This is a genomic window from Cytobacillus solani, from assembly GCF_006704205.1.
Classification (GTDB): Bacteria; Bacillota; Bacilli; order Bacillales; family Cytobacillaceae; genus Cytobacillus; species Cytobacillus solani.
In genome coordinates this window covers 3248415-3271786 of sequence record NZ_CP041305.1, presented here as the reverse complement: position 1 = coordinate 3271786, position 23372 = coordinate 3248415, and the positions used below count along the sequence as shown (strand labels likewise).

General features: G+C 39.5%; 27 protein-coding genes and 1 other annotated feature. Of the genes, 2 read left to right on the top strand and 25 right to left on the bottom strand.

Annotated elements, in window-relative coordinates:
* Positions 1-100: 100 nt before the first annotated feature.
* The 5 genes from yajC to ruvA all read right to left on the bottom strand — a co-directional run bounded on the left by yajC (position 101) and on the right by ruvA (position 4342).
* Positions 101-391 (bottom strand): preprotein translocase subunit YajC, encoded by a 291-nt coding sequence (gene yajC, locus FI644_RS16355; protein WP_053477145.1) that lies wholly within the window; start codon positions 389-391, stop codon positions 101-103.
* A 78-nt stretch (positions 392-469) separates the two neighbouring features.
* Positions 470-1609 (bottom strand): tRNA guanosine(34) transglycosylase Tgt, encoded by a 1140-nt coding sequence (tgt, locus tag FI644_RS16350; RefSeq protein WP_053477146.1) that lies wholly within the window; start codon positions 1607-1609, stop codon positions 470-472.
* Between the two features lie 35 nt (positions 1610-1644).
* Positions 1645-2673, bottom strand: coding sequence for a tRNA preQ1(34) S-adenosylmethionine ribosyltransferase-isomerase QueA (gene queA / locus FI644_RS16345; RefSeq protein ID WP_142108608.1), 1029 nt, complete (start codon positions 2671-2673; stop codon positions 1645-1647).
* Between the two features lie 18 nt (positions 2674-2691).
* Positions 2692-3696: a Holliday junction branch migration DNA helicase RuvB gene (gene ruvB / locus FI644_RS16340; protein WP_053477148.1), complete on the bottom strand. Its 1005-nt coding sequence runs from the start codon at positions 3694-3696 to the stop codon at positions 2692-2694.
* A 34-nt stretch (positions 3697-3730) separates the two neighbouring features.
* Positions 3731-4342, bottom strand: a complete 612-nt coding sequence (gene ruvA / locus FI644_RS16335; RefSeq protein WP_053477149.1) for a Holliday junction branch migration protein RuvA — start codon at positions 4340-4342, stop codon at positions 3731-3733.
* A gap of 136 nt (positions 4343-4478) precedes the next feature.
* Between ruvA and FI644_RS16330 the strand changes: the two genes are divergently transcribed.
* Positions 4479-4994 carry a hypothetical protein gene (locus FI644_RS16330; RefSeq protein ID WP_053477150.1) on the top strand — a complete coding sequence of 172 codons (516 nt, stop codon included), beginning with the start codon at positions 4479-4481 and terminating at the stop codon, positions 4992-4994.
* Between the two features lie 51 nt (positions 4995-5045).
* On the opposite strand, the gene FI644_RS16325 is transcribed toward FI644_RS16330, so the two are convergent.
* From FI644_RS16325 to safA, 4 genes are all read right to left on the bottom strand, one after another.
* Positions 5046-5639 carry an intercompartmental signaling factor BofC gene (locus FI644_RS16325; RefSeq protein WP_053477151.1) on the bottom strand — a complete coding sequence of 198 codons (594 nt, stop codon included), beginning with the start codon at positions 5637-5639 and terminating at the stop codon, positions 5046-5048.
* A gap of 152 nt (positions 5640-5791) precedes the next feature.
* Entirely contained in the window at positions 5792-6502 is a 711-nt protein-coding gene (locus tag FI644_RS16320; protein WP_053477152.1) for a YhcN/YlaJ family sporulation lipoprotein, read from the bottom strand.
* Positions 6503-6606: 104 nt separating this feature from the next.
* A complete protein-coding gene (locus FI644_RS16315) occupies positions 6607-7620 on the bottom strand; it encodes a phosphotransferase (protein ID WP_245637801.1) in 1014 nt (337 codons plus the stop codon).
* Positions 7574-9064, bottom strand: coding sequence for a SafA/ExsA family spore coat assembly protein (gene safA / locus FI644_RS27250; protein ID WP_142108607.1), 1491 nt, complete (start codon positions 9062-9064; stop codon positions 7574-7576). The genes FI644_RS16315 and safA overlap by 47 nt, the downstream gene beginning before the upstream one ends.
* Before the next feature lie 410 nt (positions 9065-9474).
* On the opposite strand from safA, the gene FI644_RS16300 reads away from it, so the two are divergent.
* A complete protein-coding gene (locus tag FI644_RS16300) occupies positions 9475-10014 on the top strand; it encodes a transcription repressor NadR (RefSeq protein WP_053477154.1) in 540 nt (179 codons plus the stop codon).
* A 115-nt stretch (positions 10015-10129) separates the two neighbouring features.
* Here FI644_RS16300 and pheA read toward each other — a convergent pair whose 3' ends face one another.
* The 16 genes from pheA to radC form a co-directional block, all read right to left on the bottom strand.
* A complete protein-coding gene (pheA, locus tag FI644_RS16295) occupies positions 10130-11011 on the bottom strand; it encodes a prephenate dehydratase (RefSeq protein ID WP_053477155.1) in 882 nt (293 codons plus the stop codon).
* Between the two features lie 115 nt (positions 11012-11126).
* Complete coding sequence (gene thrR, locus FI644_RS16290; RefSeq protein WP_053477156.1) at positions 11127-11582, bottom strand: transcriptional regulator ThrR; 456 nt, start codon at positions 11580-11582, stop codon at positions 11127-11129.
* 26 nt (positions 11583-11608) lie between these two features.
* Positions 11609-12898 carry a GTPase ObgE gene (gene obgE, locus FI644_RS16285; RefSeq protein WP_053477157.1) on the bottom strand — a complete coding sequence of 430 codons (1290 nt, stop codon included), beginning with the start codon at positions 12896-12898 and terminating at the stop codon, positions 11609-11611.
* Positions 12899-12955: 57 nt separating this feature from the next.
* Entirely contained in the window at positions 12956-13489 is a 534-nt protein-coding gene (locus tag FI644_RS16280; protein ID WP_053477158.1) for a sporulation initiation phosphotransferase B, read from the bottom strand.
* A gap of 165 nt (positions 13490-13654) precedes the next feature.
* Positions 13655-13948, bottom strand: coding sequence for a 50S ribosomal protein L27 (gene rpmA, locus FI644_RS16275; RefSeq protein ID WP_053477159.1), 294 nt, complete (start codon positions 13946-13948; stop codon positions 13655-13657).
* Positions 13949-14293 carry a ribosomal-processing cysteine protease Prp gene (locus tag FI644_RS16270; RefSeq protein ID WP_053477597.1) on the bottom strand — a complete coding sequence of 115 codons (345 nt, stop codon included), beginning with the start codon at positions 14291-14293 and terminating at the stop codon, positions 13949-13951.
* A gap of 8 nt (positions 14294-14301) precedes the next feature.
* Complete coding sequence (rplU, locus tag FI644_RS16265; protein ID WP_053477160.1) at positions 14302-14610, bottom strand: 50S ribosomal protein L21; 309 nt, start codon at positions 14608-14610, stop codon at positions 14302-14304.
* A gap of 13 nt (positions 14611-14623) precedes the next feature.
* Positions 14624-14719, bottom strand: a sequence feature (ribosomal protein L21 leader region).
* 70 nt (positions 14720-14789) lie between these two features.
* The gene (locus tag FI644_RS16260; protein WP_053477161.1) at positions 14790-16226 is read right to left on the bottom strand and encodes an Rne/Rng family ribonuclease; all 1437 of its coding nucleotides are present in this window, start codon (positions 16224-16226) and stop codon (positions 14790-14792) included.
* A 20-nt stretch (positions 16227-16246) separates the two neighbouring features.
* Entirely contained in the window at positions 16247-17113 is an 867-nt protein-coding gene (locus FI644_RS16255) for a M50 family metallopeptidase (protein ID WP_053477162.1), read from the bottom strand.
* Positions 17106-17888: a M23 family metallopeptidase gene (locus FI644_RS16250; RefSeq protein ID WP_053477163.1), complete on the bottom strand. Its 783-nt coding sequence runs from the start codon at positions 17886-17888 to the stop codon at positions 17106-17108. The genes FI644_RS16255 and FI644_RS16250 overlap by 8 nt, the downstream gene beginning before the upstream one ends.
* A gap of 282 nt (positions 17889-18170) precedes the next feature.
* A complete protein-coding gene (gene minD, locus FI644_RS16245; protein ID WP_053477164.1) occupies positions 18171-18974 on the bottom strand; it encodes a septum site-determining protein MinD in 804 nt (267 codons plus the stop codon).
* Between the two features lies 1 nt (position 18975).
* Entirely contained in the window at positions 18976-19653 is a 678-nt protein-coding gene (minC, locus tag FI644_RS16240; RefSeq protein ID WP_142108606.1) for a septum site-determining protein MinC, read from the bottom strand.
* Positions 19654-19959: 306 nt separating this feature from the next.
* Positions 19960-20475 carry a rod shape-determining protein MreD gene (gene mreD, locus FI644_RS16235; RefSeq protein ID WP_053477166.1) on the bottom strand — a complete coding sequence of 172 codons (516 nt, stop codon included), beginning with the start codon at positions 20473-20475 and terminating at the stop codon, positions 19960-19962.
* On the bottom strand, positions 20472-21356 hold the full coding sequence (gene mreC, locus FI644_RS16230) for a rod shape-determining protein MreC (RefSeq protein WP_053477167.1): 885 nt from the start codon (positions 21354-21356) through the stop codon (positions 20472-20474). Before mreC ends, mreD begins: the two co-directional genes overlap by 4 nt.
* Before the next feature lie 119 nt (positions 21357-21475).
* A complete protein-coding gene (locus FI644_RS16225; protein ID WP_053477168.1) occupies positions 21476-22492 on the bottom strand; it encodes a rod shape-determining protein in 1017 nt (338 codons plus the stop codon).
* Positions 22493-22636: 144 nt separating this feature from the next.
* Positions 22637-23326 carry a RadC family protein gene (gene radC, locus FI644_RS16220; RefSeq protein ID WP_053477169.1) on the bottom strand — a complete coding sequence of 230 codons (690 nt, stop codon included), beginning with the start codon at positions 23324-23326 and terminating at the stop codon, positions 22637-22639.
* Positions 23327-23372: the final 46 nt, after the last annotated feature.

Sequence of the window (23372 nt, the reverse complement as noted above, 5' to 3'; positions counted from 1 at the left end):
GGCGATAGGCGCTGGAGCTAGACAACACTCTGATATAACGTTATTATCCTACCTTATAAAAAAAGAAACGGAATCCAAAAGGATTCCGCTTCTTTCACTATTAAGATTTAGCAAGCATATCTCCGCCAGCAGCTACTTCTGTTACTTCGCGAATTGCTGCGCGATCGTATGTAAGACGGCTTCCATCTCCACACTTGATGACAACTTTCCCCTCATCGATTGCATCGACAAAGCCGTGAAGTCCTCCAATTGTTACGATTTTATCTCCCTTTTTCAAATCGTTCTGCATTTGCTGAACTGCCTTTTGGCGCTTCTGCTGCGGACGAATTAACAAAAAGTAAAATAAAACAAACATTAACAATAGTGGTCCTAATGTACTAATCATTTCCATATCATTTTCACCCCTTTCACCAAGTAACGAATGTTCAAAAGATCGTGGGTTTGTCCCATTATCGAACATCCATATGTTTTAGAAGTTTTTCGCATTTGGTTTATTAAACCCATATCTTTCGAAAAATTCTTCTCTAAAGTCCCCCAGACGATCCTCTCTGATCGCTTGTCTGACCTGTTCCATTAATTTTAACAGAAAATAGAGATTATGATAAGTTGTAAGTCTTATTCCGAATGTCTCATCACAGCGAATTAAATGGCGGATATACGCCCGGCTATAATTACGGCAAGTATAGCAGTCACAATGTTCATCAATCGGACCAAAATCTCTTGCAAACTTCGCATTTTTAACGACTAAGCGGCCTTCACTTGTCATCAATGTTCCATTACGGGCAATCCTCGTCGGAAGCACACAATCGAACATATCAATTCCGCGTATTGCTCCATCGATTAAGGAGTCTGGTGATCCTACGCCCATTAGGTATCTTGGTTTATTAGCAGGTAGCAATGGCGTTGTAAATTCAAGCACTCTATTCATAATATCCTTTGGCTCACCTACTGATAATCCTCCCACAGCATACCCTGGAAAATCAAGCGAAACTAAATCTTTCGCACTTTGTTTTCTTAATTCTTCATACTCACCGCCTTGAACAATCCCGAATAGGCCTTGATCTTTTGGACGTTTGTGTGCTTGTAAACAGCGCTCCGCCCAGCGTGAAGTTCGTTCAACTGATTTCTGCATATATTCATAGGTTGCCGGATACGGTGGACATTCATCAAATGCCATCATAATATCTGAGCCAAGCGAGTTTTGAATTTCCATTGCTTTCTCTGGTGACAAAAATAGCTTGTCTCCATTTAAATGATTGCGGAAATGGACACCTTCTTCCTCAATCTTACGGAATTCACTTAAACTAAACACTTGAAACCCGCCGGAATCAGTTAATATCGCACGATCCCAATTCATAAATTTATGCAGGCCGCCTGCTTCCTCTACAATCTCCTGTCCAGGACGAAGCCATAGATGATAGGTATTACTTAAAATAATCCCTGCACCCATCTCCACAAGCTCTTCAGGAGACATGGTCTTCACAGTGGCAAGCGTTCCAACCGGCATAAATACCGGGGTTTCAAAAGACCCATGTGGCGTATGGACACGGCCAAGTCTTGCACCTGTTTGTTTACATGTTTTAATTAATTCATAACGAATAGCTGTCAATTGATTTGTTCTCCTTCCAACTCGTCTGTTTCAGCTTAAATAATTAGCATTGCATCGCCAAAGCTAAAGAATCTGTATTTCTCTTCAACTGCTTCACGATAGGCATTCAAAACATTTTCTCTGCCCGCTAATGCACTGACAAGCATAATAAGCGTTGATTTCGGCAAATGGAAATTAGTGATCATCCCATCGATAGCCTTGAATTCATAGCCTGGATAAATAAAAATATCTGTCCAGCCGCTTGCCTCTTCAAAACGGCCATTATTGGCTGAAGCAATGGTTTCAAGCGTTCTTGTTGAAGTCGTTCCAACAGATATAATCCTTCCGCCATCCTCTCGCACTTCGTTCAATAGCCTAGCTGTGCCCTCAGTCATTTGATAGAATTCAGAATGCATTTCATGCTCATTTAAATCCTCGACATTCACAGGACGAAATGTTCCAAGTCCAACATGAAGCGTAATAAAGGCAATATGGACACCTAATTCTTTAATTTCTTCAAGCAATTGTTCTGTAAAATGAAGACCGGCAGTCGGAGCAGCTGCTGAGCCGCGTTCTCGGGCAAAAACAGTTTGATAACGATCTTGATCATCCAGCTGTTCTTTAATGTATGGCGGCAGCGGCATTTCCCCTAATTGCTCGAGAACCTCATAAAAAATCCCGTCGTATTGAAATTCAAGCACTCTTCCGCCATGCTCAGAGGTCTGTGTACACACAGCACTTAATTTCCCATCACCAAATACAATTCGTGTGCCTTCTTTTACACGTTTAGCTGGTTTAATGAGTGTCTCCCACGAATCGCCTTCCAGCTGTTTTAATAGAAGAACTTCTATTTTAGCACCAGTTCCTTCTTTTTCCCCAAAAAGCCGAGCGGGAAGAACCCTTGTATCATTTAAAACAAGACAGTCTCCTGCTTTCAAATGTTCTTTAATCTGTTTAAAAACAGTATGCCGGGTCGTTCCTTTCTCCTTATCCAAAACCATTAATCTGCTGCTCGTTCTCTCAATGAGAGGAGTCTGGGCAATTAATTCTTCTGGTAAATGGAAATCAAATAAATCTACTTTCATGATGCACCAACTTTATTATTATTCTGTTTTCGGTACCTCCATCTGAAAATGACGGTACACTAAATCTGTAACAATCCTGCCCCTTGGCGTACGCTGAAGAAAACCAATCTGCAATAAATATGGTTCGTAAACATCTTCAATTGTATGTGCCTCTTCACCAATTGTAGCTGAAATGGTTTCTAGGCCTACTGGTCCGCCGCGGAACTTTTCAATAATCCCTCTTAATAATTTATGGTCAATATGATCCAGCCCTAAACGGTCTACTTGCAAAAGCTCTAATGCTTCTTTCGCAAGCTGTTCGTCAACGATCCCATTTCCTCTTACTTGTGCAAAGTCTCTTACTCTTCTTAAAAGCCGGTTCGCAATTCTTGGGGTTCCCCTAGACCTTCTTGCTATTTCCACCGCAGCAAGATTATCTATCTCCGTATCTAATACCTCTGCCGTTCTAATAACAATATCTGTTAACTGTGTCTCATTATAATATTCCAGCCTGCTAAGCACACCGAACCGATCTCTTAGTGGTGCCGATAAAGAACCTGCTCTTGTTGTCGCTCCTACTAATGTAAATGGAGGGAGGTCAAGCCGTACAGACCTGGCACTTGGACCTTTTCCAATGACAATATCTAGGCAAAAGTCTTCCATTGCAGGATATAGAACTTCTTCAATTGTTCGAGGAAGCCGGTGAATTTCATCAATAAACAGGACATCCCCTGGCTCCAATGCAGTAAGAATAGCTGCTAAATCACCCGGTCTTTCAATGGCGGGCCCAGCAGTCGTTCGAATGTTTACGCCCATTTCATTTGCAATAATTGCAGCAAGAGTCGTTTTTCCGAGACCTGGTGGACCGTAAAGCAATACGTGGTCAAGTGTTTCCTGACGAAGTTTAGCAGCTTGAATGAAAATTTCCAAGTTTTCCTTCACTTTATCCTGACCAATATACTGCTTTAAGTTCTGCGGCCGTAAGTTCTGCTCAAAGGATAGTTCCTGAATATCTGCTTCGCCAGAAATAATCCGATCTTCCATTTGTTTATCACGCCTTTTATTCAAACAATTTATATTATTTTAATAGTCGCTGCAGCGCCTTTTTTATGTATTGGTCTGTTGTAAGCTGTTCCTTTTTTAGCTCAGGTGAAATCTTTTTAATTTCCTTTTCCGAATAACCGAGCGCTTGCAATGCGAGCATTGCTTCTTCAAACTCTGATGAATGAACATTTTGCATAGGCTGTATTTTATCAACAGAGAATAAGTCCGGAAAGAAATCTGGTACAATGTTTTGCAGCTTTCCTTTTAAATCTAGAATAATTTGTCTTGCTGTTTTCTTTCCTACTCCTGGGAATTTGACAAGGAATGCTTCATCTTCATTCTCAATCGCTTGAACGACCTGCTCAGGTTCTCCAGACGCAAGAATGGCTAATGCTCCCTTTGGGCCGATTCCTGTTACATCTAATAGCTTTATAAACAATGTTTTTTCCTCGCGAGAGTGAAAGCCGTATAGTGCCATGAAATCTTGCCTAACATGATGGTATGTAAATACCTTTACTTCCTGTCCATAATCTTGTTTAAAACTAAACGGATTCGGTGTAGAAATTTGAAAGCCTACCCCATTATTTTCAATCACGACAAATTCCGGTCCGATATATTCGACCCGACCTTTAATGAATTCAAACAACATACTCGCTCCTTGAGTTTTTCTGTACCTCATTGTACCATACTTTAAATTGCGTTCGTAGAAAAAAAGGTTGCAAAAGGAGACTAAGAATTATTATAATTGAAAATGTTTCCAAATATCATCGGGGGTCATACTAATGAAAAAACTATTAGCTTTATTCACAATTTTCTCTCTCTTTTTTACAGTTGCAGGCTGTTCATCATCAACGGAAGAGCCAGCTGAAAAAACATCAGAGAAAAAGACTGCTGAGCTTACAGAATCTGTTAAATCAAAAATATATAATTCCGTAAGAGTCGCAGAATTGAAAGTAAATGAAGTATTCCATAAAGAAGTTGCTGCTGACGAAACGACACCTGTCATTAATGCTAATTTTGCAGATGAAGAGAAGTCAGTTGAATTCCTATCCAAATACTATAGCAAGGAATTAGCAAAGGACATTTATTCACACTATGCTTCAGAGGAAAAAACAGCTGAAGGACAAATGATTATCAATGCTGAACCCTATTTCACCCCATCCTTCCTTGAAATAAATCAAGAAGATGTAACGATTGAAGGTGACGAAAATAAGGCAACACTCAAAACCACTGAAAATGTTACTTACCAAATGGAATTAAAGGATGGACAATACGTAATTACTAATATTGAAAAATAAAAAATCAAAAGCTCCGCAACCTATTCTTTCTAGTTGCTGGAGCTTTTGATTTTATTTTGCTTGTTTATTATAGATAACGGGCTGTAAGACCCTAGCTGATTGAAGTTCCATTTTATCTCCTTTTGAATAAGTTTTAAACGTTTCAAGCACTTCAACAAAGTTTTCTTTCGTCTTTATTGGAATCCCCTTTTTCAATTCCTCACATGTCTTGCTTTCAAGTTTTCCTAAATCAATTTGAAAAAAGGATTGAATAATATTTGTCTTTTGAGGTCTGCCGTTAAAAATGGTCAGCACCCCTTCTTCTGTGATGCCAAAATATCCATTTGCTTTCAACAAAGGCGAAATATCATCCATCTGCATTCGAAATACAATTTTTCTATTATCCATGTGAATAAGCTGCCATCCGCTATATTTAGCCCAAAAGTCTTCCATATTCACAATCGTTTCTTTTACTGATTCTTGACTAATCTCTCCATCTACATATACTCTTTCCAGTACGACATTCCTTTGGATCGGATTCGTTACCTCATTATTTGCGTATACTATATTTTCTGCGTGCATTTTATATAAAAGACTATTCTGAAAAAAAATAAATAAAAAGCCAGATAAACAAAGGAGGCCAGAAGCCCACCAATTGGTTCTCATGTTTGGTCACCTCTTAAATAAATGGGACATCTAAGTTTAATATCAGTATCTAGTGTGACCATTTTTTTCAAGCTTATCCGGATAAATTATTAAAGTTTTTAATCGAACAGAAAAAGACAGGACATTAATGCCCTGCCTCTTTTCACTTACACTTAATCAGTCATGTTTCGGAACAGATTTTTGACATCTAAATAAAGCTGGTCTCTTGGACCTCCATCCCGTAAATCATTATCAATCACTTTCAAGCGGTTGAATGTACTTTCATCTGTAACAACCTTACTTGTTTTTCCATTTAAATAAGGCTGAACGGCCTGTTTAATGTCTGCTATTGTTGCTTTTTTTCGTGCAGCATCATTAATGTCCGCTGCTATGATGACGTAATTCCCATTTACGACTGATTGAACATCATTTACATTGGTAACAGCTGCTGCAGCTTGGTTTATCCTTTCAACCATAGCCCCATTATAGGCCTCATAATAGGAGTTGCTTGCTCTTTTATCATAGCCCAAATGACCATGGAAATTGGCATCATCACGCCTAAAAAGGTAGGGTTCCCCATTATCACTTACCCTTTGGGGTGCAGGTTCATTTGCATTCCTGTTTTGGAGATTGTTTCTTCCATTTTGGCCTTCCCCACCAAGTGTATGGTCCATCATCTCAGTTAGTGCTCCATCATTATCGGCCCCATCAAGAAATTGAACATTTCCACCCTTATTCTGATGGTTTTCATTTGAATAATAGCCAATTGGCTGAGCACCATCCTTATAACGCTGCTGACCAGCAGATTCATCATTTGCACCGCAGCCTGTTAACCCTAATGACATCAATACTGTAAACGGAAGTACAAGTAATTTCTTTTCCAAGCGAAAACCCTCCTTCGCTAATCAACCAATGAGCATTATGCTCATCAGTAGGTTGCCAAAAAAGGAAGGGATTCATTCTTTAAATGATTACCAGCACCGCCAATTTACAATACAAGAAACCGTTTCAATTCTTTTATAAAGTTTTGTCTTTTGTGAAATTGTCCAACAGTCATTTCTACTAAATGCTGGATTTTTATTGGCTGTAAGTAGGTTTGTTCACGAATCGCCCGATTCCACTCCCTGAAGATATCCGTAGGAAATGCAAGGGCGTATATAAATCCTTTTTCATTCAAATAAGCTGCGATTTCCTTATAATTTGCTAAATCTCGGAATGACCATTGGAGAAATGGAAGAATGCGATTAGCATATTGCAGGTAGTCAGAACGAGGGGTGCCTATACTTATTAAATCAAAGTCAATTAAATAAATATCTTTATTCTTCGCTCGTAAAAAATTATGATGAGCTACATCTCCGTGCAGAATAACCTTCTTACCGTTTTCAAATACACCTGATTCTTTTTCTATTCCTTTTAATGACCAATCCGCCCAAATAAGCATTTCATTAATTATTTCTTTCTGGACAAAATAGCGGATAACCGGGAGATTTTTCAAAAATGAAACGGTTCTTTCCTGCCATTTTTCAACCTGGTTAAAGCTTGAAATACTCCCTGTATATTGTTCAACTAATTTTTCATTCCTATCATGAAAATGTGAGAGAAGCTTTAAGCCTTTTAAACGATCTTGCTGCTTGTAAAAGGTAAATTCGGTTTTAGATGTCTCGATCCATTCAATGCATCCATAGTACGTTTGTTCAAATAATAGAGGGAGTTCTTTCTCTAATGGGTAAAATGAATAGGTTTTTTGAAATCCCACTTGTTTTAACGCTGTTAAAAAATCCTTCTGTAAATTGAACTGATGATATGAAGAAAAGCCTTTTAGGATAAAATCTAACTCTTCTGCTTTTACTTTATACACTTGCTTCCTTATTTGCGATATTTCCTTAATTGGCACATGGAGTTGTTTCTGTAAATAGGAGAAGAGACGATTTTGATATAAATCGTCTCTTTCACCTTTAAACGTCAAATTCACTGCTCTCATCATAGTTTCGCGGCATTCCAAACGCTTGCCCACCCACTTGCCCCTGCCCATAAGGGTTCATTGGGAATGGCTGTGCGAATCCCATTTGCTGTCCGTATGGCTGTACGCCTGGAACAAAACCTTGACCGAATCCATAAGGAGACATTTGTGGCGCACCTCCTCCACATCCACAATCTGCTTCTTTCACATGTTCAGTCGGCATTAATGGCATTTGACTTTGTGGAGGCATTATTGGCATTTGACTTTGCGCTGGCATTAATGGCATTTGTGCCATATTAGGTGTTTCCTCCATGACCCCTTGCACCTGTGGAGTCATTTGTGGAAATCCAAATGGCATTTGGCCGTATGGTACGGGACCACAAAAGCCAGATCCAGGCATGACTGGAGACACTGGGATTAAATGAGTTGGATACGGCGGACACGGATTTGGCGGGCACGGATAGCCATAATTTGGCTGCATGACCGGAGCTGTGTATGTTGGCTGAAGCGGCAATTGTTGTTGCCCAATGTCCTGGGCACCCATCACAGGTGCAGGATTCTGTGCATGAGATGGCATGGTATATTCCGGATTCATATGCGGCATTTGATGCATCGGCATGAATGGAGAGGATTCCTCATAATGACCTGGACTTTCTACTCCTGCTAAACCATAATTTTGGTGAGGCATTTGAGGCATTTGATGCATTGGCATCGCAGCTCCTTGAACTTGTGGAAAGCCCATTTGCTGAGGATACCCCCCTTGAAAACCAGGTCCAGGCATGACTGGAGAAACAGGATAAAGATGACTTGGATAATATGGATACATCGGCTGTTCGAAACCTCCTTGTTGTGTTTCTGCAAATAGCTCACTTTCAACTGCTTTTGGCTTTGGTGTTTTTTCAGCTATTGGTTTAACGGGTTTAATCGGTTTGGATTCGATTGGTTTTTTTTCTATCGGCTTTACTTCCGGGAGTATATTGACTGGCTTTGGCGGCAATTGCGGTGCCGGCTGCTGAACAGATAGATTAGCCATATTCATCATATAATAATTATTTATATCGATTTCCGGCATAATTGGTTTTGGCATTTTCGGAATAAATGGTTTCTTAGGGACTTCTTTCGGTATCTCAACCTGTGGTGCCGTTACTTTCGGTACTTCTTTTTTAGGCGGTGCAGGTGCGACTGGCACTTCCTTAGGCGCTTCTACAACAGGCATTGTCTTCGGTTTCTCTTTTGCTAAAGGGTGTTCCGCTTTTGGCATTTCTTTTTTAGCACCCATATTAATTTTTGTGTCCGGCATGCCTCCAATAGGAGCTTCCTTCTTCACTGATCCTCCTGCTCCAGGAACTTTTATTTTCATACCGGGCATAATCATATCAGGGTTGCTGAGCTGTGTATTCATCTTTTTCAGCTCTTCAAAATTCACGCCGTACTTTTTGGCGATCTTCCAAAGAGTATCCCCTTTTTGTACGATATGGATCTTCACTCTGATCCCTCCTACTAGTCATAAGTCCATATAGTGTATGACAAAATGGGCAAATTGCTATTACTTTACATAAAAACTTATGCTTTTATTATGAGAAATATGTTTGAGTAACTAGTTACAAAGGTTTTTTTAGAAGAAAAAAACCTCCCATAATGAAGGCGGTTTTAGACATATGCTAGCATTCTTTCTAAATGCTGATTAGGTAAGAATAAAATTCTTTGCTGCTGATTAAATTAATTTACGATCGACTGTTTGAAATATATTCATATCTCTGATCCCCTTGGTGATAAAAATTTGATTTATCAGGCACTCTTACACTTTGTTAAAATCATTCCAAAGCTAATTCAGTTAATTTCAGCCCATAATTATGATAAAATTAGTTATTATTGGGATGTGAGGGAGTTTATATAATGAAGAATCAACGAAAGGTGCTCGGTGAAGAGAGAAGAGAGATGCTGCTCCAGCTTTTGAAGGATAAGGGAGAGCCGATAACAGGCAGTGAGCTTGCATCGATCACAAACGTAAGCAGACAAGTCATTGTCGGCGACATTACCCTTTTAAAAGCAAAGGGTGAACCAATTATAGCCACAAGCCAAGGCTATATGTTTCTAATTCAAAATGGCAGTCAGGCCCCCATAGTAGAGCGTATCATTGCTAGCAACCATACACCTGAAAGAACAGAAGAAGAACTTAATTTACTTGTTGATTATGGGGTCACGGTAAAGGATGTTCGCATTGAACATCCTGTCTATGGAGATTTAACGGCATCTGTTATGGTTTCTAGTCGAAAAGAAGTCAGTCAATTTATGAAAAAAATCAAATCAACGAATGCCTCCTATTTATCTGAGCTTACAGGCGGCATTCATCTTCATACAATTTCAGCAGCAACTAAGGAAAAGCTAGATGAAGCTGAAAAAGCATTAAAGGATGCAAATTTTTTAGTTGAGTAAAGAACAACTTATGGAGCTAGACATAGACAGCCTCATTACAAAGATTATATATAACATTAAATGATATATTTTCTTTCAAATGAAAAAAGAGCACACATTTGTGCTCCTTTTCTGTTTACAGGTAAGTATTCGATTTAGAAGTCTCTAAACCTAGCTGATAATAAGGATAGCTCCCTAAGATCTTTACTTTACAATCAAGCGCCTCTAACTCCGCAACAACTCCTGGAATTAATACATCATCCTGTTTCATATCAATATCAATGATAAAAAAATAATTACCCAAGCCAGTTTTCATCGGCCTGGATTCAATTTTAGAAAGATTCAATCTTCTCCAAGCAAATGCGGATAAAACCTGGTGAAGTGCACCTGCACGATCGGATGGCAATGTGATCATCACCGTTGTTTTGTATCCTTTAAACGCAGAACCATCCTCACATAACGGCATTTCATTTTTTGAAAGAACGATAAAACGAGTATGATTATAATGGATATCATGCACATCTTTCCGAACAATCGAAAGGCCATATTCCTTTGCTGCCAGCTCATTGGCAATCGCTCCAGCTTTCATATCCGGATGTTCCTTAATAAATTGTGCTGCCGCTGCTGTGGAGGTTGTATTCGTATAAGGAACTCCTTTCAATTCTTTATGTAAAAACTTGTGGCATTGTGCAATGGCATGGGAGTGGCTATAAATCCTTTCAGTCTCCTTCCAGCTGTCTTTATTGTCTGGATGCACCATAAAATGCTGGCGAATGGGGGAAGTAAGCTCTGCAATAATCGGTAAATTTACTTCGTGAACTAAATAATCAAGTGTAATATTTACAGACCCTTCAAGTGCATTCTCTAAAGGTACAACTGCTAGTTCAATTTCATCCTCGCTTAATGCATCAAAACAATCTGGAATTGTTGCATATGGAACAGATTCTTCTTTAGGAAACATTTCACGAACGGCAATGTCTGTAAAAGTTGCTTTCGGACCTAAAAAACCTATTTTCACAGTATCTTCTCTCCCCTTAAAAAGCACGATATGTATAATTGATTACTAACACTTTACCACTTTACATGGCATAAGTAAAAATAAAAAAAGGTGATAGGCACAGGTGCACGATTAATCATGCACCTGAACCAAGCACCTCAACTCTTTCAACAAACTCTAATTTTCTTAGCCTAATTAATAATTCTTCAATTTCAATTTGCATTCCTGCTGTATTTAAGGAAAGCGTAACGTTTGCCCTTCCCATGAGTGGAATTGTTTGATGAATCGTCAACACATTGCAGCCTGACGATGCTACTTCACCTAATAAATGGGATAATGTACCTGACCGATCTTCTAAATAAAAAAATAATGTAATTAACCGTTCTTTTACGACCGTATGAAAAGGAAAGACCGTATCTCTATATTTATAAAAAGCACTGCGGCTTAAATCTACCTTTTGAGCTGCATCCCAAACAGATTCTGCTTTCCCTCTTTCAATCATTTCTTTCGCATCTAATGTTTTTTTCATTGCTTCTGGTAAAACATCTTCTCGGACTAAGAAAAATTTTTTATCCAGTTTCTCATGTCTCATTTCTCCACTCCACCTGCCCCTAGTGGTTACTCAATAAACTCGAATTCATAATCAAGCAGCTTGACGATATCGCCGTCTTTTGCCCCTTTTTGGCGAAGAGCATCATCAACACCCATCCCACGAAGCTGTCTTGCAAAACGTCTGACCGATTCATCTCTTGAGAAATCTGTCATCTTAAAGAGCTTTTCAATCGCATCTCCTGAAACAATGAAGTCTCCTGCGGAATCTCTAGTAATGACAAATTCTGTTTGTTCTGCTTCGTGCTTATAAAGAACACGATGAACACCTGTTTCCTCTTCCTCTTGGATGAGCGGGAATTCAGGAGTTTCTTCAATTTTATTAGCTATGGCAAACAATAAATCCCTTAACCCTTGACGCGTAACTGCTGATATTGGAAAAATAGGGTGATCGTCTACCAGCTGCTCTTTAAATTTCTCCAGATTCTCTTCCGCACCAGGCATTTCCATTTTATTCGCAACAATGACTTGCGGTCTTTCTGTCAGTCGCAAGTTATACTCTTTCAATTCTTTATTAATCGTTAGATAGTCCTCGTATGGATCTCTGCCTTCCATTGCTGCCATATCAATTACATGAACAATGACTCTTGTACGTTCAATATGTCTTAAAAACTGATGACCTAACCCTACTCCTGAGTGGGCACCTTCAATTAAACCTGGCAAGTCCGCCAATACAAAGCTACGGCCATCTTCAGTTTCCACCATTCCTAAATTTGGAGCAATGGTCGTGAAATGATATTCCGCAATTTTCGGTCTTGCTGAAGAGACAACAGATAAAAGCGTTGATTTTCCAACACTCGGGAAACCTACTAGCCCGGCATCAGCCAATAGCTTCAGTTCAAGAATAACTTCCCGTTCAACCCCTGGCTCCCCATGCTCAGATAATTCTGGTGCTGGATTCGCAGGTGTGGCAAATCGAGTGTTTCCTCTGCCGCCTCGACCACCCTTAGCAATGACCGCTCTTTGTCCATGCTCAACAAGGTCAGCAATCACTTCATGTGTTTCTGCATCAGTGACCACCGTACCAGGGGGAACTTTAACTATCATATCCTTAGAATTTTTGCCATGCATGTTCTTGGACATTCCATGCTCCCCACGAGGGGCTTTGAAATGACGCTGATAGCGGAAATCCATTAATGTTCTTAAGCCTTCATTCACTTCAAAAACAACATCTGCTCCTTTTCCGCCATCCCCACCTGCAGGACCGCCATTTGGAACATATTTTTCACGGCGGAAGGCAACCATTCCATTGCCTCCATCTCCGCCCTTTATATAAATTTTGACCTGATCGACAAACATATTATTCCTCCTGTCTTGGCTGTCTTTATCCTAAAAGACAGCAAGAACTGATTGTTTTCACTTATGTAGAAAAAATTCAAGCGAGAGTTCTTGTTCTGTTAAAAGATGAAAATTAATTTTTGGAGCAGTAACCGTTCTTTCAAAGAAACGTTCAATCTGTTCCTTATTTGTTATTATTCCTCTAAAATCGAAAAAGAAACGAGTACCTTCTATTTGAGGCTCAATTGTCACAGATAAATGGTTGTCATAATACTGCTTAATGGATGAATTTAAACAATCAAAAAATGATCCTGTCCAGCTAACAAGCCATTCATCATCCAAATAATCACATTTCGAACCATCCAACACATCGTATTCCAATTGAAACATATGATTTTCCCAATTATATGTAAGAATCAGCGAGGCGAATTGAGGAATTTTCAAATTAGAAAGCTTTGCTTCCTGTTGGGCGCAGGCGACGATCTCGTCGATAATTTCTTTTGCCCGATCAATTTTATTAAGCGCAAGATTGCCTTTTATTAATTGGATTTTATTTAGCCAGTCGTGGCGTGCATAGCGCAGCACCTCGATCATATTCCAGTCCTTATTCATACATGCACTCCTACACGATTTTTTTGTGAAGACTGCCTGCTGTAAGTATACCAAAAAGATGAGAAATCGTAAGCATTTATTAGGAAATATTGAAAACTTTCACTCCCTATTTAAATCCAAAAAGAAAACTCTAACCTTAATGGCTAGAGTTTTCCCATCAATTGCTTATGCTTCTTGAGCTGCAGGGTATACGCTCACTTGCTTACGGTCACGGCCAAGACGTTCAAATTTAACAACGCCGTCAACTTTTGCGAAAAGTGTATCGTCGCCGCCTCTACCTACGTTTACTCCAGGGTAGATTTTTGTTCCACGCTGACGGTAAAGGATAGAACCGCCAGTTACGAATTGTCCATCCGCACGCTTAGCGCCAAGACGCTTAGAGATTGAATCACGACCGTTCTTTGTAGAACCTACTCCTTTTTTAGAAGCAAATAACTGAAGATCTAATTTTAGTAACATTTATTCCACCTCCTGCTTTTTGAAGGTAATTTTTATATGCTGTCCGTATTCTTCTTCAATTGTCCGCAATGAGACAACCATTCCTTCTAGAAGAAGCTGAATCTTCTCCATTGTATCTTCCGGAAGATTGCCCGGAATCTCACAGCTGAGAAATCCATCATCCTTCTGCTCAATCAAAGGGGTCACCCCTGTTAAGGCATGCACCGCATTAATTGCGCCAACCGATACAGCAGATACGCCTGCACAGACGATATCCTTGCCCCGCTTGGCAAAAAAGGCATGGCCGCTTATTACAAATGATTGAATCTTATCGGATTTATTACGAATAACCGTAACATCAATCATCGGATGCCTTAAGCGTTGATTTTTTCAATCACAACTTTAGTGTAAGGCTGACGATGACCTTGCTTTTTGTGATAGTTTTTCTTCGCTTTATACTTGAAAACAATGATCTTCTTTTGACGACCTTGCTTTTCAACTTTAGCTGTAACAGTAGCACCTGCAACAACAGGGCTTCCTACTTTCACACTATCTCCGCCAACGAAAAGAACTTTATCAAAAGTAACTGTTTCGCCTGCTTCTGCGTTTAGCTTTTCAATGTAGATTGTTTGACCTTCTTCTACCTTTACTTGCTTACCACCAGTTTCAATAATCGCGTACATGAACTGCACCTCCTCTTAGACTAAGACTCGCCATCCTCAGGCGCTTCACTCGCATGCACGTGGCCTCGAGCAAAATCTTATTACCTGTTCTGTGCGGTTGTAGCACGGGTGCGCTACAAACATAACATGAAAATACTAACATAAGATATTCAGTTATGTCAATATACTTTTCCTATCAACTATTGCAACTGACCAATTTCATAAAAAGGTTTTTCGTTATTGATCACGGTAAAAACAATTTTCATTCCTAGCAGTTCCTCTATCCGCTTTTTATGTATCTCCCGTTCCCCTGAAAAAATCTTTTCCACTTCTTCAGTTGTATAAATGTGAACAGCCTCATAATCGGCTCCACGATGCTCCCAAAGCTCTCTTTCTAGACGGAAAGCAATGGTTTCTGAGCTTAAAACCCTTCCCGTCCCTTCACACGAAGGACATTTCACCGTCAGAGCTTCAGAGATCGCCGGCTTCGTTTTCTTTCTTGTCATTTGTAAAATGCCGAGTGGCGAAAAACCAATCAAATTGGTCCGGCGCTCATCCTTTTTCAATGCAGCTTCCATTATATTCAAAACAGCTCTTCTATCTCTATCTTCTTTCATGTCAATAAAATCAACCAAAATCATCCCGCCGATATCACGGAGGCGAATTTGCCTTGCCGCTTCCTCAGCTGCCGCTTTATTTGTCTTTAAAATGGTTTCACGCTGATCCGTCTTTCCGGCAAATTTCCCTGTATTTACATCGATAACTGTTAAAGCTTCTGCTTCATCAATAATTAAATAAGCCCCATTATCAAGCCAAACAATTCGTTTCAAAGCTTTTTCAATTTCATGTTCTAACCGATAAGCTGAAAAAATATTTTCTTTGCCTATATAATGTTTGACTGAGAGATGGCTGTTACTTTGAAACAGCTTCTTCATTTCTAGATCGTCAATAATTACTTCACCTGAATCAAGTTTCTTTAATTCTTCCATAATCTCTTCAGCAAAAGAGTTGCGTTCAAGCACCTTCCCCGCTCTCTTTAGCTGCCCAGACTTTGTTACCAATTCTTTGTATTCAAGACGTAAATTCTGCAATTCATTTATTAGTTCTTCTTCTGTTTGTTTTTCACAGGATGTACGAAAAACAAGTCCTTCTTCAGCTTCTTTCATTCGTTGGCCAAATCTGCGCCAATCCTCTCTGATTCGTTCATCTGCAAATTTCTTTGACACTGCCACATAGCGTCCTTGCGGCATATAGATGAGGTGATTGCCAGGGAGTTCAATAATGCCTGTTAATCTTGGGCCCTTCGTTCCAGCTGCATCCTTTTCAACTTGAACAAGAATTTTTTCTCCTTGATGAACAAAGGCAGAGATGCTGCGTGCAGCTTTTACAGACATTTCATCATCCGATTGTACAAAAGAAGCTAGCTTATCTCTATGTAAAAACCCGCTTTTTTCTTCCCCAATGGATACAAATGCTGCATTCATTCCCGGAAGCACCTTTTCTACGATTCCTAAATAAATATTTCCTACAGAAGAATGCTGTTTTGGCTGATCAATAATTAGCTTTTCAACTACATGATCATTCAAAACAGCGTAACGCTTTTCGCGATTAAGATGGTTAACAATTATTGTCTTCAATATACTTCCTCACTTCTTGATTAATACACGTATAGCAGATCCCCAATGCGTGCGGTCACAATCTTTTCCGCAAAATAAGCATGCAATAGCTCATTTTCATCTAAGGATCCTTTTTCTTGTCCGTCTTTTTCAATAATAATTGGATGCTTATACCCTCTCTGAAACTTCTCGAGCACATGAATCACCATTTCCTCCTCTTTGACAACAAGCGGCTTTAATGTACGGAAAGCTCGGTTCTTCCCATAGTACCGTTCGAGGAGAAAGCGGATAAACACATATCTGCCCTGCTTCCATTCATGATAAAGAGCAAACAGCAAAAATGAAACAACCACCCATATATTTAAATTAAATGGGGAAATGAACAAGGTGATCATGATAAAAACAGCTATGCTCCCAACCGAAAACAATAAACATTTCCGATGGGCATCAGGGAATGGATGATAAAGCGACAGCCAGAGGAATATAAGCTTCCCCCCATCAAGCGGCCAAATCGGAAGAAGATTAAATAATAGTACCATTAGGTTGAATTGAATAAAATGCTGATAAATCATGTCAGGCAGCAATGAAAACTGAAATAGAATATAGCCCATCCCCATCATCCAAAGATGCTGAAAGGGCCCTGCCAAAATCACAATCATTTCTTCTTTTAATGGCCGATTCCCATGCTCCTCCATTTCTGCAACCCCACCAAATGGCAAAAGAGCAATTCTTTTAATCCTCCACGAAAAAAAAGACGCTGCACCTGCATGTCCCAGTTCATGTACAAGGATAATAAATAGAAACAGCGATAGCTCAATAAAATGAGCAGTCATAATCGCTAAACCGATCACTACCCATAAGAGCGGATGAATATGAATATATTTTATCAATCCTGCCAATTTAATCAAATGGAATCACCTGGATCGGGTCGATGAAGTCATCCCCCTGCTTGATCGCGAAGTAAAAAGACCCTTTGTTGCCGTCCTCGGTTGCAGTCGGTATCCCTACTTCCGTTCCACTTTCGATATATTCCATGAATTCCACACTTATTTCCTCCAAATTTCCATACCATGATTCACTATTATCCGCATGCTTGATGATCACTGTTTTTCCAAAGCCATCCTTTTTCCCAGCAAAACTGACTAGCCCTTCACTCATCGCTTGAACGGCAGTGCCTTTTCCTGTTTCAATCGTTATTCTTTGACCATTCACACTAAATTCCTCAAGAATTTTTGCAGAAGCTGGTAAGGCATATTCTGTATTTGAAGCGGTACTCTTTTTGCCTTCATCATTTTTTTGCTCTTTAAAAGGCAATAAAGCTAACGGCTTTCCGAATTGCTCCTCATACCAGTTGGAAACTGCAACAAACTGAAAGTCCTTTTCCATCGATGTTTTAACAAAATTTCTAGCAGAATCAAAGGTTACGGCATTATTTTTAAACATAATTGCTACGATCAAAAATAAACAGGCTGAAGCTAGCAGCTTAAATAAAAACCATTCCTTTCGAAATAAAGGATGATTTCCTTCTCCACTGCCTCCATCATAGGAAGATAGCTTATCAAAGCCATAGCGTTCTTCATCTTCTGCCCAAAGAACACGATTATCAATATTTTTTGTCATTCTTTCACGTTCACGTTTTCTTCGTGCAACCCGTTTCCGAATATCCTCCGCTCTATTGCTCATCCCTCACCATTCCCCTACTTATCTTTTGTACAAGTCTATGACATGTCCGAAAAGAGTATGACAACAAAGAAAAGCGGAGGTGGCTTGCACAGGGGCGACAAGCTTAAGACAGGCCGGCAGAAAGGTTGATCTTTACCTTTTTGCCGGAATGGCTTAAGACCTCGAGCCCCTAGCCGCTGCAGCTAGACATCACTGAAAAGCGGAGGCGACTGTTCAGCCCCGACAAGCATAAGACGGGCTGGATAGAAAAAAAGCCAGGGGATCCCTGACTTTTTGATTTTTCTATTTCACACCAAAAAACTTTTTCAGCTTTGAAAAGACACCTGGATTATCCTCTTCAAGCGACTGTAGGGGAATGGACTCGCCTAAAATTCGGCGGGCAATATTTCGGTAAGCAATGGATGCCTTGCTGTTCGGATTTAACGCTATTGGCTCGCCGTGATTAGAAGCTCTAATGACTTCATCATCATCAGCTACGATACCGATTAAATCTATCGATAAGTGGGTAGCAATTTCATCTACGTCAAGCATATCCCCATTTTTCATCATTTGGTTACGAATGCGGTTGATTATGAGTCTAGGCGACTCTACATTTTCCTCTTTTTCCAGCAAACCAATAATACGGTCCGCATCTCTAACAGCTGAAACTTCTGGGGTCGTCACAACAATGGCTTTATCAGCACCAGCCACTGCATTTCTGTAACCGTGTTCAATCCCTGCAGGGCAATCAATGATGACATAATCATAATCTTGCTTCAATTCATCGATTAGTATCTTCATTTGCTCCGGTGTGACGGCTGTTTTATCACTTGTTTGTGCGGCAGGCAATAGATATAAAAGATCTTCAAATCTCTTATCTTTTACAAGTGCCTGGTGAATTTTGCATCGACCTTCCAAAACATCGACAAGATCATAAATAATCCGATTTTCAAGTCCCATGACAACATCTAAATTACGAAGGCCGATATCTGTATCTACAAGGCAAACTTTTTTCCCTTGTAAAGCAAGGGCCGTTCCTACATTCGCACTTGTCGTCGTTTTACCGACCCCTCCCTTACCGGATGTAATCACAATGGCTTCTCCCATTCTAGAATCCCCCTTCCAATCTAGTAATATTCGGTCTAATATGCATTAAAACTTGTAATCTATCAACAGTTATTTGATCCAAATCATTTATGTAAGCACATTCCATTTCTCTTTTTTCATCATCCTGATAATGGTCAGGAGCTCTTGTAATACAATCACTAATTCGGATTTGAGAAGGCTTCATAATGGATGCTGCGATAATCGCTTGCTTATCTCCGTTAAAACCTGCATGAGCAGTTCCTTTTAATGCCCCCATTATAAAAATGTTTCCGCCTGCAATAACCGTACCTCCCGGATTCACGTCTCCAACAAGGAGCAAATCACCAGGCACTTGAAGAACCTGTCCCGATCGAACGATTCTAGCAACAGGTACAATTTCATTTTCTCTCTTTATCTTCTCTGCTTCATCTTTCGTCATTACGTTGGAGCTAATTGAATCGACGATAAGATTTTTCTTTTGCCGCACTAAGTCTTTTACTTCCTCTTCCTGCTCAGCTGTTAAATATCTATTACCAACCTGAACATGGACAGAGATTAACCGGTCCTCACGAGACTGAGAGCTTTCCGAAAGCTTTCGATCTAATTCTTCCTTTAATTCTACATAGGAACAGGAGTCGTCAAGATGAAGAGTCAACCCATCTTTTGTCCCTTTAATCGTTACATTTTGGAATTTCTTCATAACAAGCTGTTCACCTCAGAGCAAATGCGTAAACGTCTTGCCACCCATTTAAAGGAGTGGGACGCTTTAGCTAAACACTAAGAAAAAACGCAGCGCGTTTTTTCAGAAGGAGGAGGCTAACGTTCGTTATAGAAATCAGCTGCAGTGAGCCGTTTCTAAATATAACCTTGCTCCTAAACTTTATTTTACTACAATTCGACATGGACGTTAAAAAATCCTTTTTTGCACAAAAAAATTTGGCCAATCGTAAATAAAATCAATGAATCTTTTGCAAGTTTACTCTAATACAATGTTTAGTAACTATTTTTATGCATCCAAGCTCAAAGCTAACTTCTCATAATGCCTTTTAAACGGATAAACAGTAAGAATAATAAAAATTAAATTGAGGGTAAGTGTTGGTATTAAGCGATCCATACTATAAGAAACAAAGGTCATATCTGTACGATTAATTAATACATTCATTTCATATGCTCCAAGCTCTAATAGAGCGACACCTACAATTGAAATGAACGTCACCATTACAATATTCGTTTGTAAGATTTTCATTAATTTGTAACATATATACGCCACTAATGGAAACAGACATAAATAAATACCCATAATTTCTGTGTAGACAATATCGAACAATAATCCAAAAAGAAAACCATAGAGAACTCCATAGTTTTTCGGCCCATACACTGTAAGCAAAATAATCGCAATCATTAAAAAATGCGGAACAAGGATATACTCATTTCCAAACACCTTAGGAGGCATTAACTCGACAAAGATACTTTCAACAATGAAAAAAACCATTAATAGAATAGGAAGAAGGAATTTTCTCACAGTTCCTCCTCCTTATCATCAATCATATCTTCTAATTCAGGCTGTATCGAACCTCTTTTTGCCACCATGACATGCTCGATATCATCGAAATTTGCACCTGGTTCAATGTAGGCTGTCTGTGTAAGGCCATACTCTGCCGGCGCAACCTCCACTACTTTCCCAATAAGAAGACCTTTCGGGAATACGCCTCCTTTACCAGAACTAATGACAGTCTGACCCTTCTTAACCTTTGCATCCGATGGGATTCGTTTCATCATGAGAAGACCTTTTTCATCGTCATATCCCTCAATAAACCCAAAAATACTTTCTCCACCCGCTTGAATTTCTGCAGATATCCGGTTCGTAGGGTCCATTGAACTAAGCAACTGAACAGTTGAAGTAAAGGACTGGCTACTTTTCACTTTTCCAATTAAGCCATTCGCCGTAATAACAGGCATATTTTTCTCGATTCCGTCATTTGTTCCTTTATTAATAATAAGCAATTCCGTCCATTTATCTGGATTTCTCCCAATAACAGTTGCTTGTTTTGGCTCAAAAGCACTTAATGAATCCTTTATATCTAGAATCTCTTGAAGCTCAGCATTGTCTTTCTTTAATTTTTGTACCTCTGATTCAAGCCGCGCGAGCTCATCTAACCTTGATTTCAATTCTTTATTTTCCGTATATGTATTTTGCAAGTCTTTCAGATTTTCAAAAAAGTTCGCAACATAATGAGTTGGGCGTGAAACGGCTGTTTGAACCCAGCCGGTTGTATCTTTAATAAATTGTTCAGGCCAGCTTAATTTTGAACGCCCACTTAAAGAAAACCCAATCAATGCCACTAGAATAATGATACTGACAAGCAAAATAATCAGGCGTTTATTCAAAAAGAACTGTGGCATTCCCTACACCTCGATATATTTTTTCTCTCTTAAGTATATCAATTCACAAGAAAGGCGCTCGCCACAAAATCTGCGTGGACGAGCATACTCTTCTTGTTCATACATTTGTATTTTTTAAATTAACGAGAGTCTTTCGCTTTGTTTTTAAATAAATCAATATGATCTAGCGCCTTTCCTGTACCGATCGCAACACAATCTAACGGATTTTCTGCAATCAGAACAGGCATACTTGTTTCTTCACTGATCACTCGATCTAAGTTACGGAGCAATGCACCGCCGCCAGTAAGTACAATTCCTCGATCCATAATGTCTGCCGCTAATTCTGGCGGTGTTTTTTCAAGTGTTACTTTAACCGCCTCTACAATGGAGTACACTGTATCATGTAAGGCACGAGAAATTTCTTCTGCCGTGATTTCAATCGTCTTCGGAAGTCCAGTTAAAAGGTCACGCCCGCGGATTTCGAAATTATCAATTCCTTCAGGCTCCCCAGCAGAACCGATCTCCATTTTAATAATTTCTGCTGTTCTATCCCCGATTAAAAGGTTATAGTGCTTTCTAATATAATTAATAATCGCGTCATCCATTTCATTCCCTGCAACTCTGACAGATTGACTTGTTACAATTCCTCCTAATGAAATAATGGCAACCTCAGTCGTTCCGCCGCCAATATCAACGACCATACTGCCAGTTGGCTCCCACACAGGAAGGTTCGCTCCAATTGCTGCAGCAAATGGCTCTTCAATCGGATAAGCATCTCTTGCCCCAGCTTGGCGTGTTGCATCGATAACTGCACGCTGCTCAACAGCAGTAATCCCCGAAGGAACACAAACCATTACATATGGCTTTCCAGAGAATAATCCTTTATTTTTTATCGCTTGATTAATATAATATTTCATCATCACAGCTGTTGTTTCATAATCAGCGATAACGCCATCTTTCATCGGACGAAGCGCAACAATATTCCCTGGTGTTCGGCCGATCATATTTTTGGCATCATTACCGACAGCAACAATATTTTTCGTATCTGTTTGTAAAGCAACTACTGATGGTTCCCTTACTACGATACCTTTTCCTTTAATATAAACGAGTGTATTAGCAGTCCCCAAATCGATTCCTAGGTCCTTTGTTCCAAACATAAGTGTATCTCCCTTTCTGATACGAAATGCAATAAATTAAGATAAAATGCCATTTTTTTTTAAGCTAAAAACGCTAACTTTATTTAATTAAACGTAAAAAAGCATAGATAATATTATAGCTTATCAGCGGACAAAACTAAAGTGTTATAAATACCCTTTTTCCTTCAGGCTCACAAATTTATTATCCCCGATAATCAGATGATCGAGCACTTCAATTCCAATAATTTTCCCACACTCAGAAAGTCGTTTCGTTACGTCAATATCCTCTCTGCTCGGTGTTGGGTCTCCGCTCGGGTGGTTATGAAGGCAAATAATTGATGCTGCTGAGCGTCTAAATGCCTCTTTGAATACCTCTCTCGGATGTACAATGGAGGAATTTAGACTGCCAATAAAAATGGTCTGTTTGTGCAGGACTTGGTTTTTCGTATTTAAATATAGGCATACGAAATGCTCCTGCGAAAGAAATCTCATGTCATTCATTACATATTTCGCTCCATCCTCTGGTGAGCGGATGACATAGCGATCATCAAAAGAAAGATTCGAGATTCTTCTGCCAATTTCAACTGCAGCAAGTAGCTGAATAGCCTTAGCTTTCCCAATTCCTTTTATCGCTGTTATTTCATCTAAGGATGCATCCTTTAATAACCTAAGGCCTTCAAAATGATTGATAAGCCTGTTAGATAATTGCAGCACAGATTCATCCTTCGTTCCTGTCCTAAGCAGAATCGCCACAAGTTCATGAGTGGATAAACTTTGTGGACCATTTTGGATAAAGCGTTCCCTTGGACGCTCATCCTGTGGAAAATTCTTAATCATCAAGGATTCAGTTTGCATGAAGAGTATTCCTCCCTATTCCGGGCGTAAGGGATCTGAAGATAAG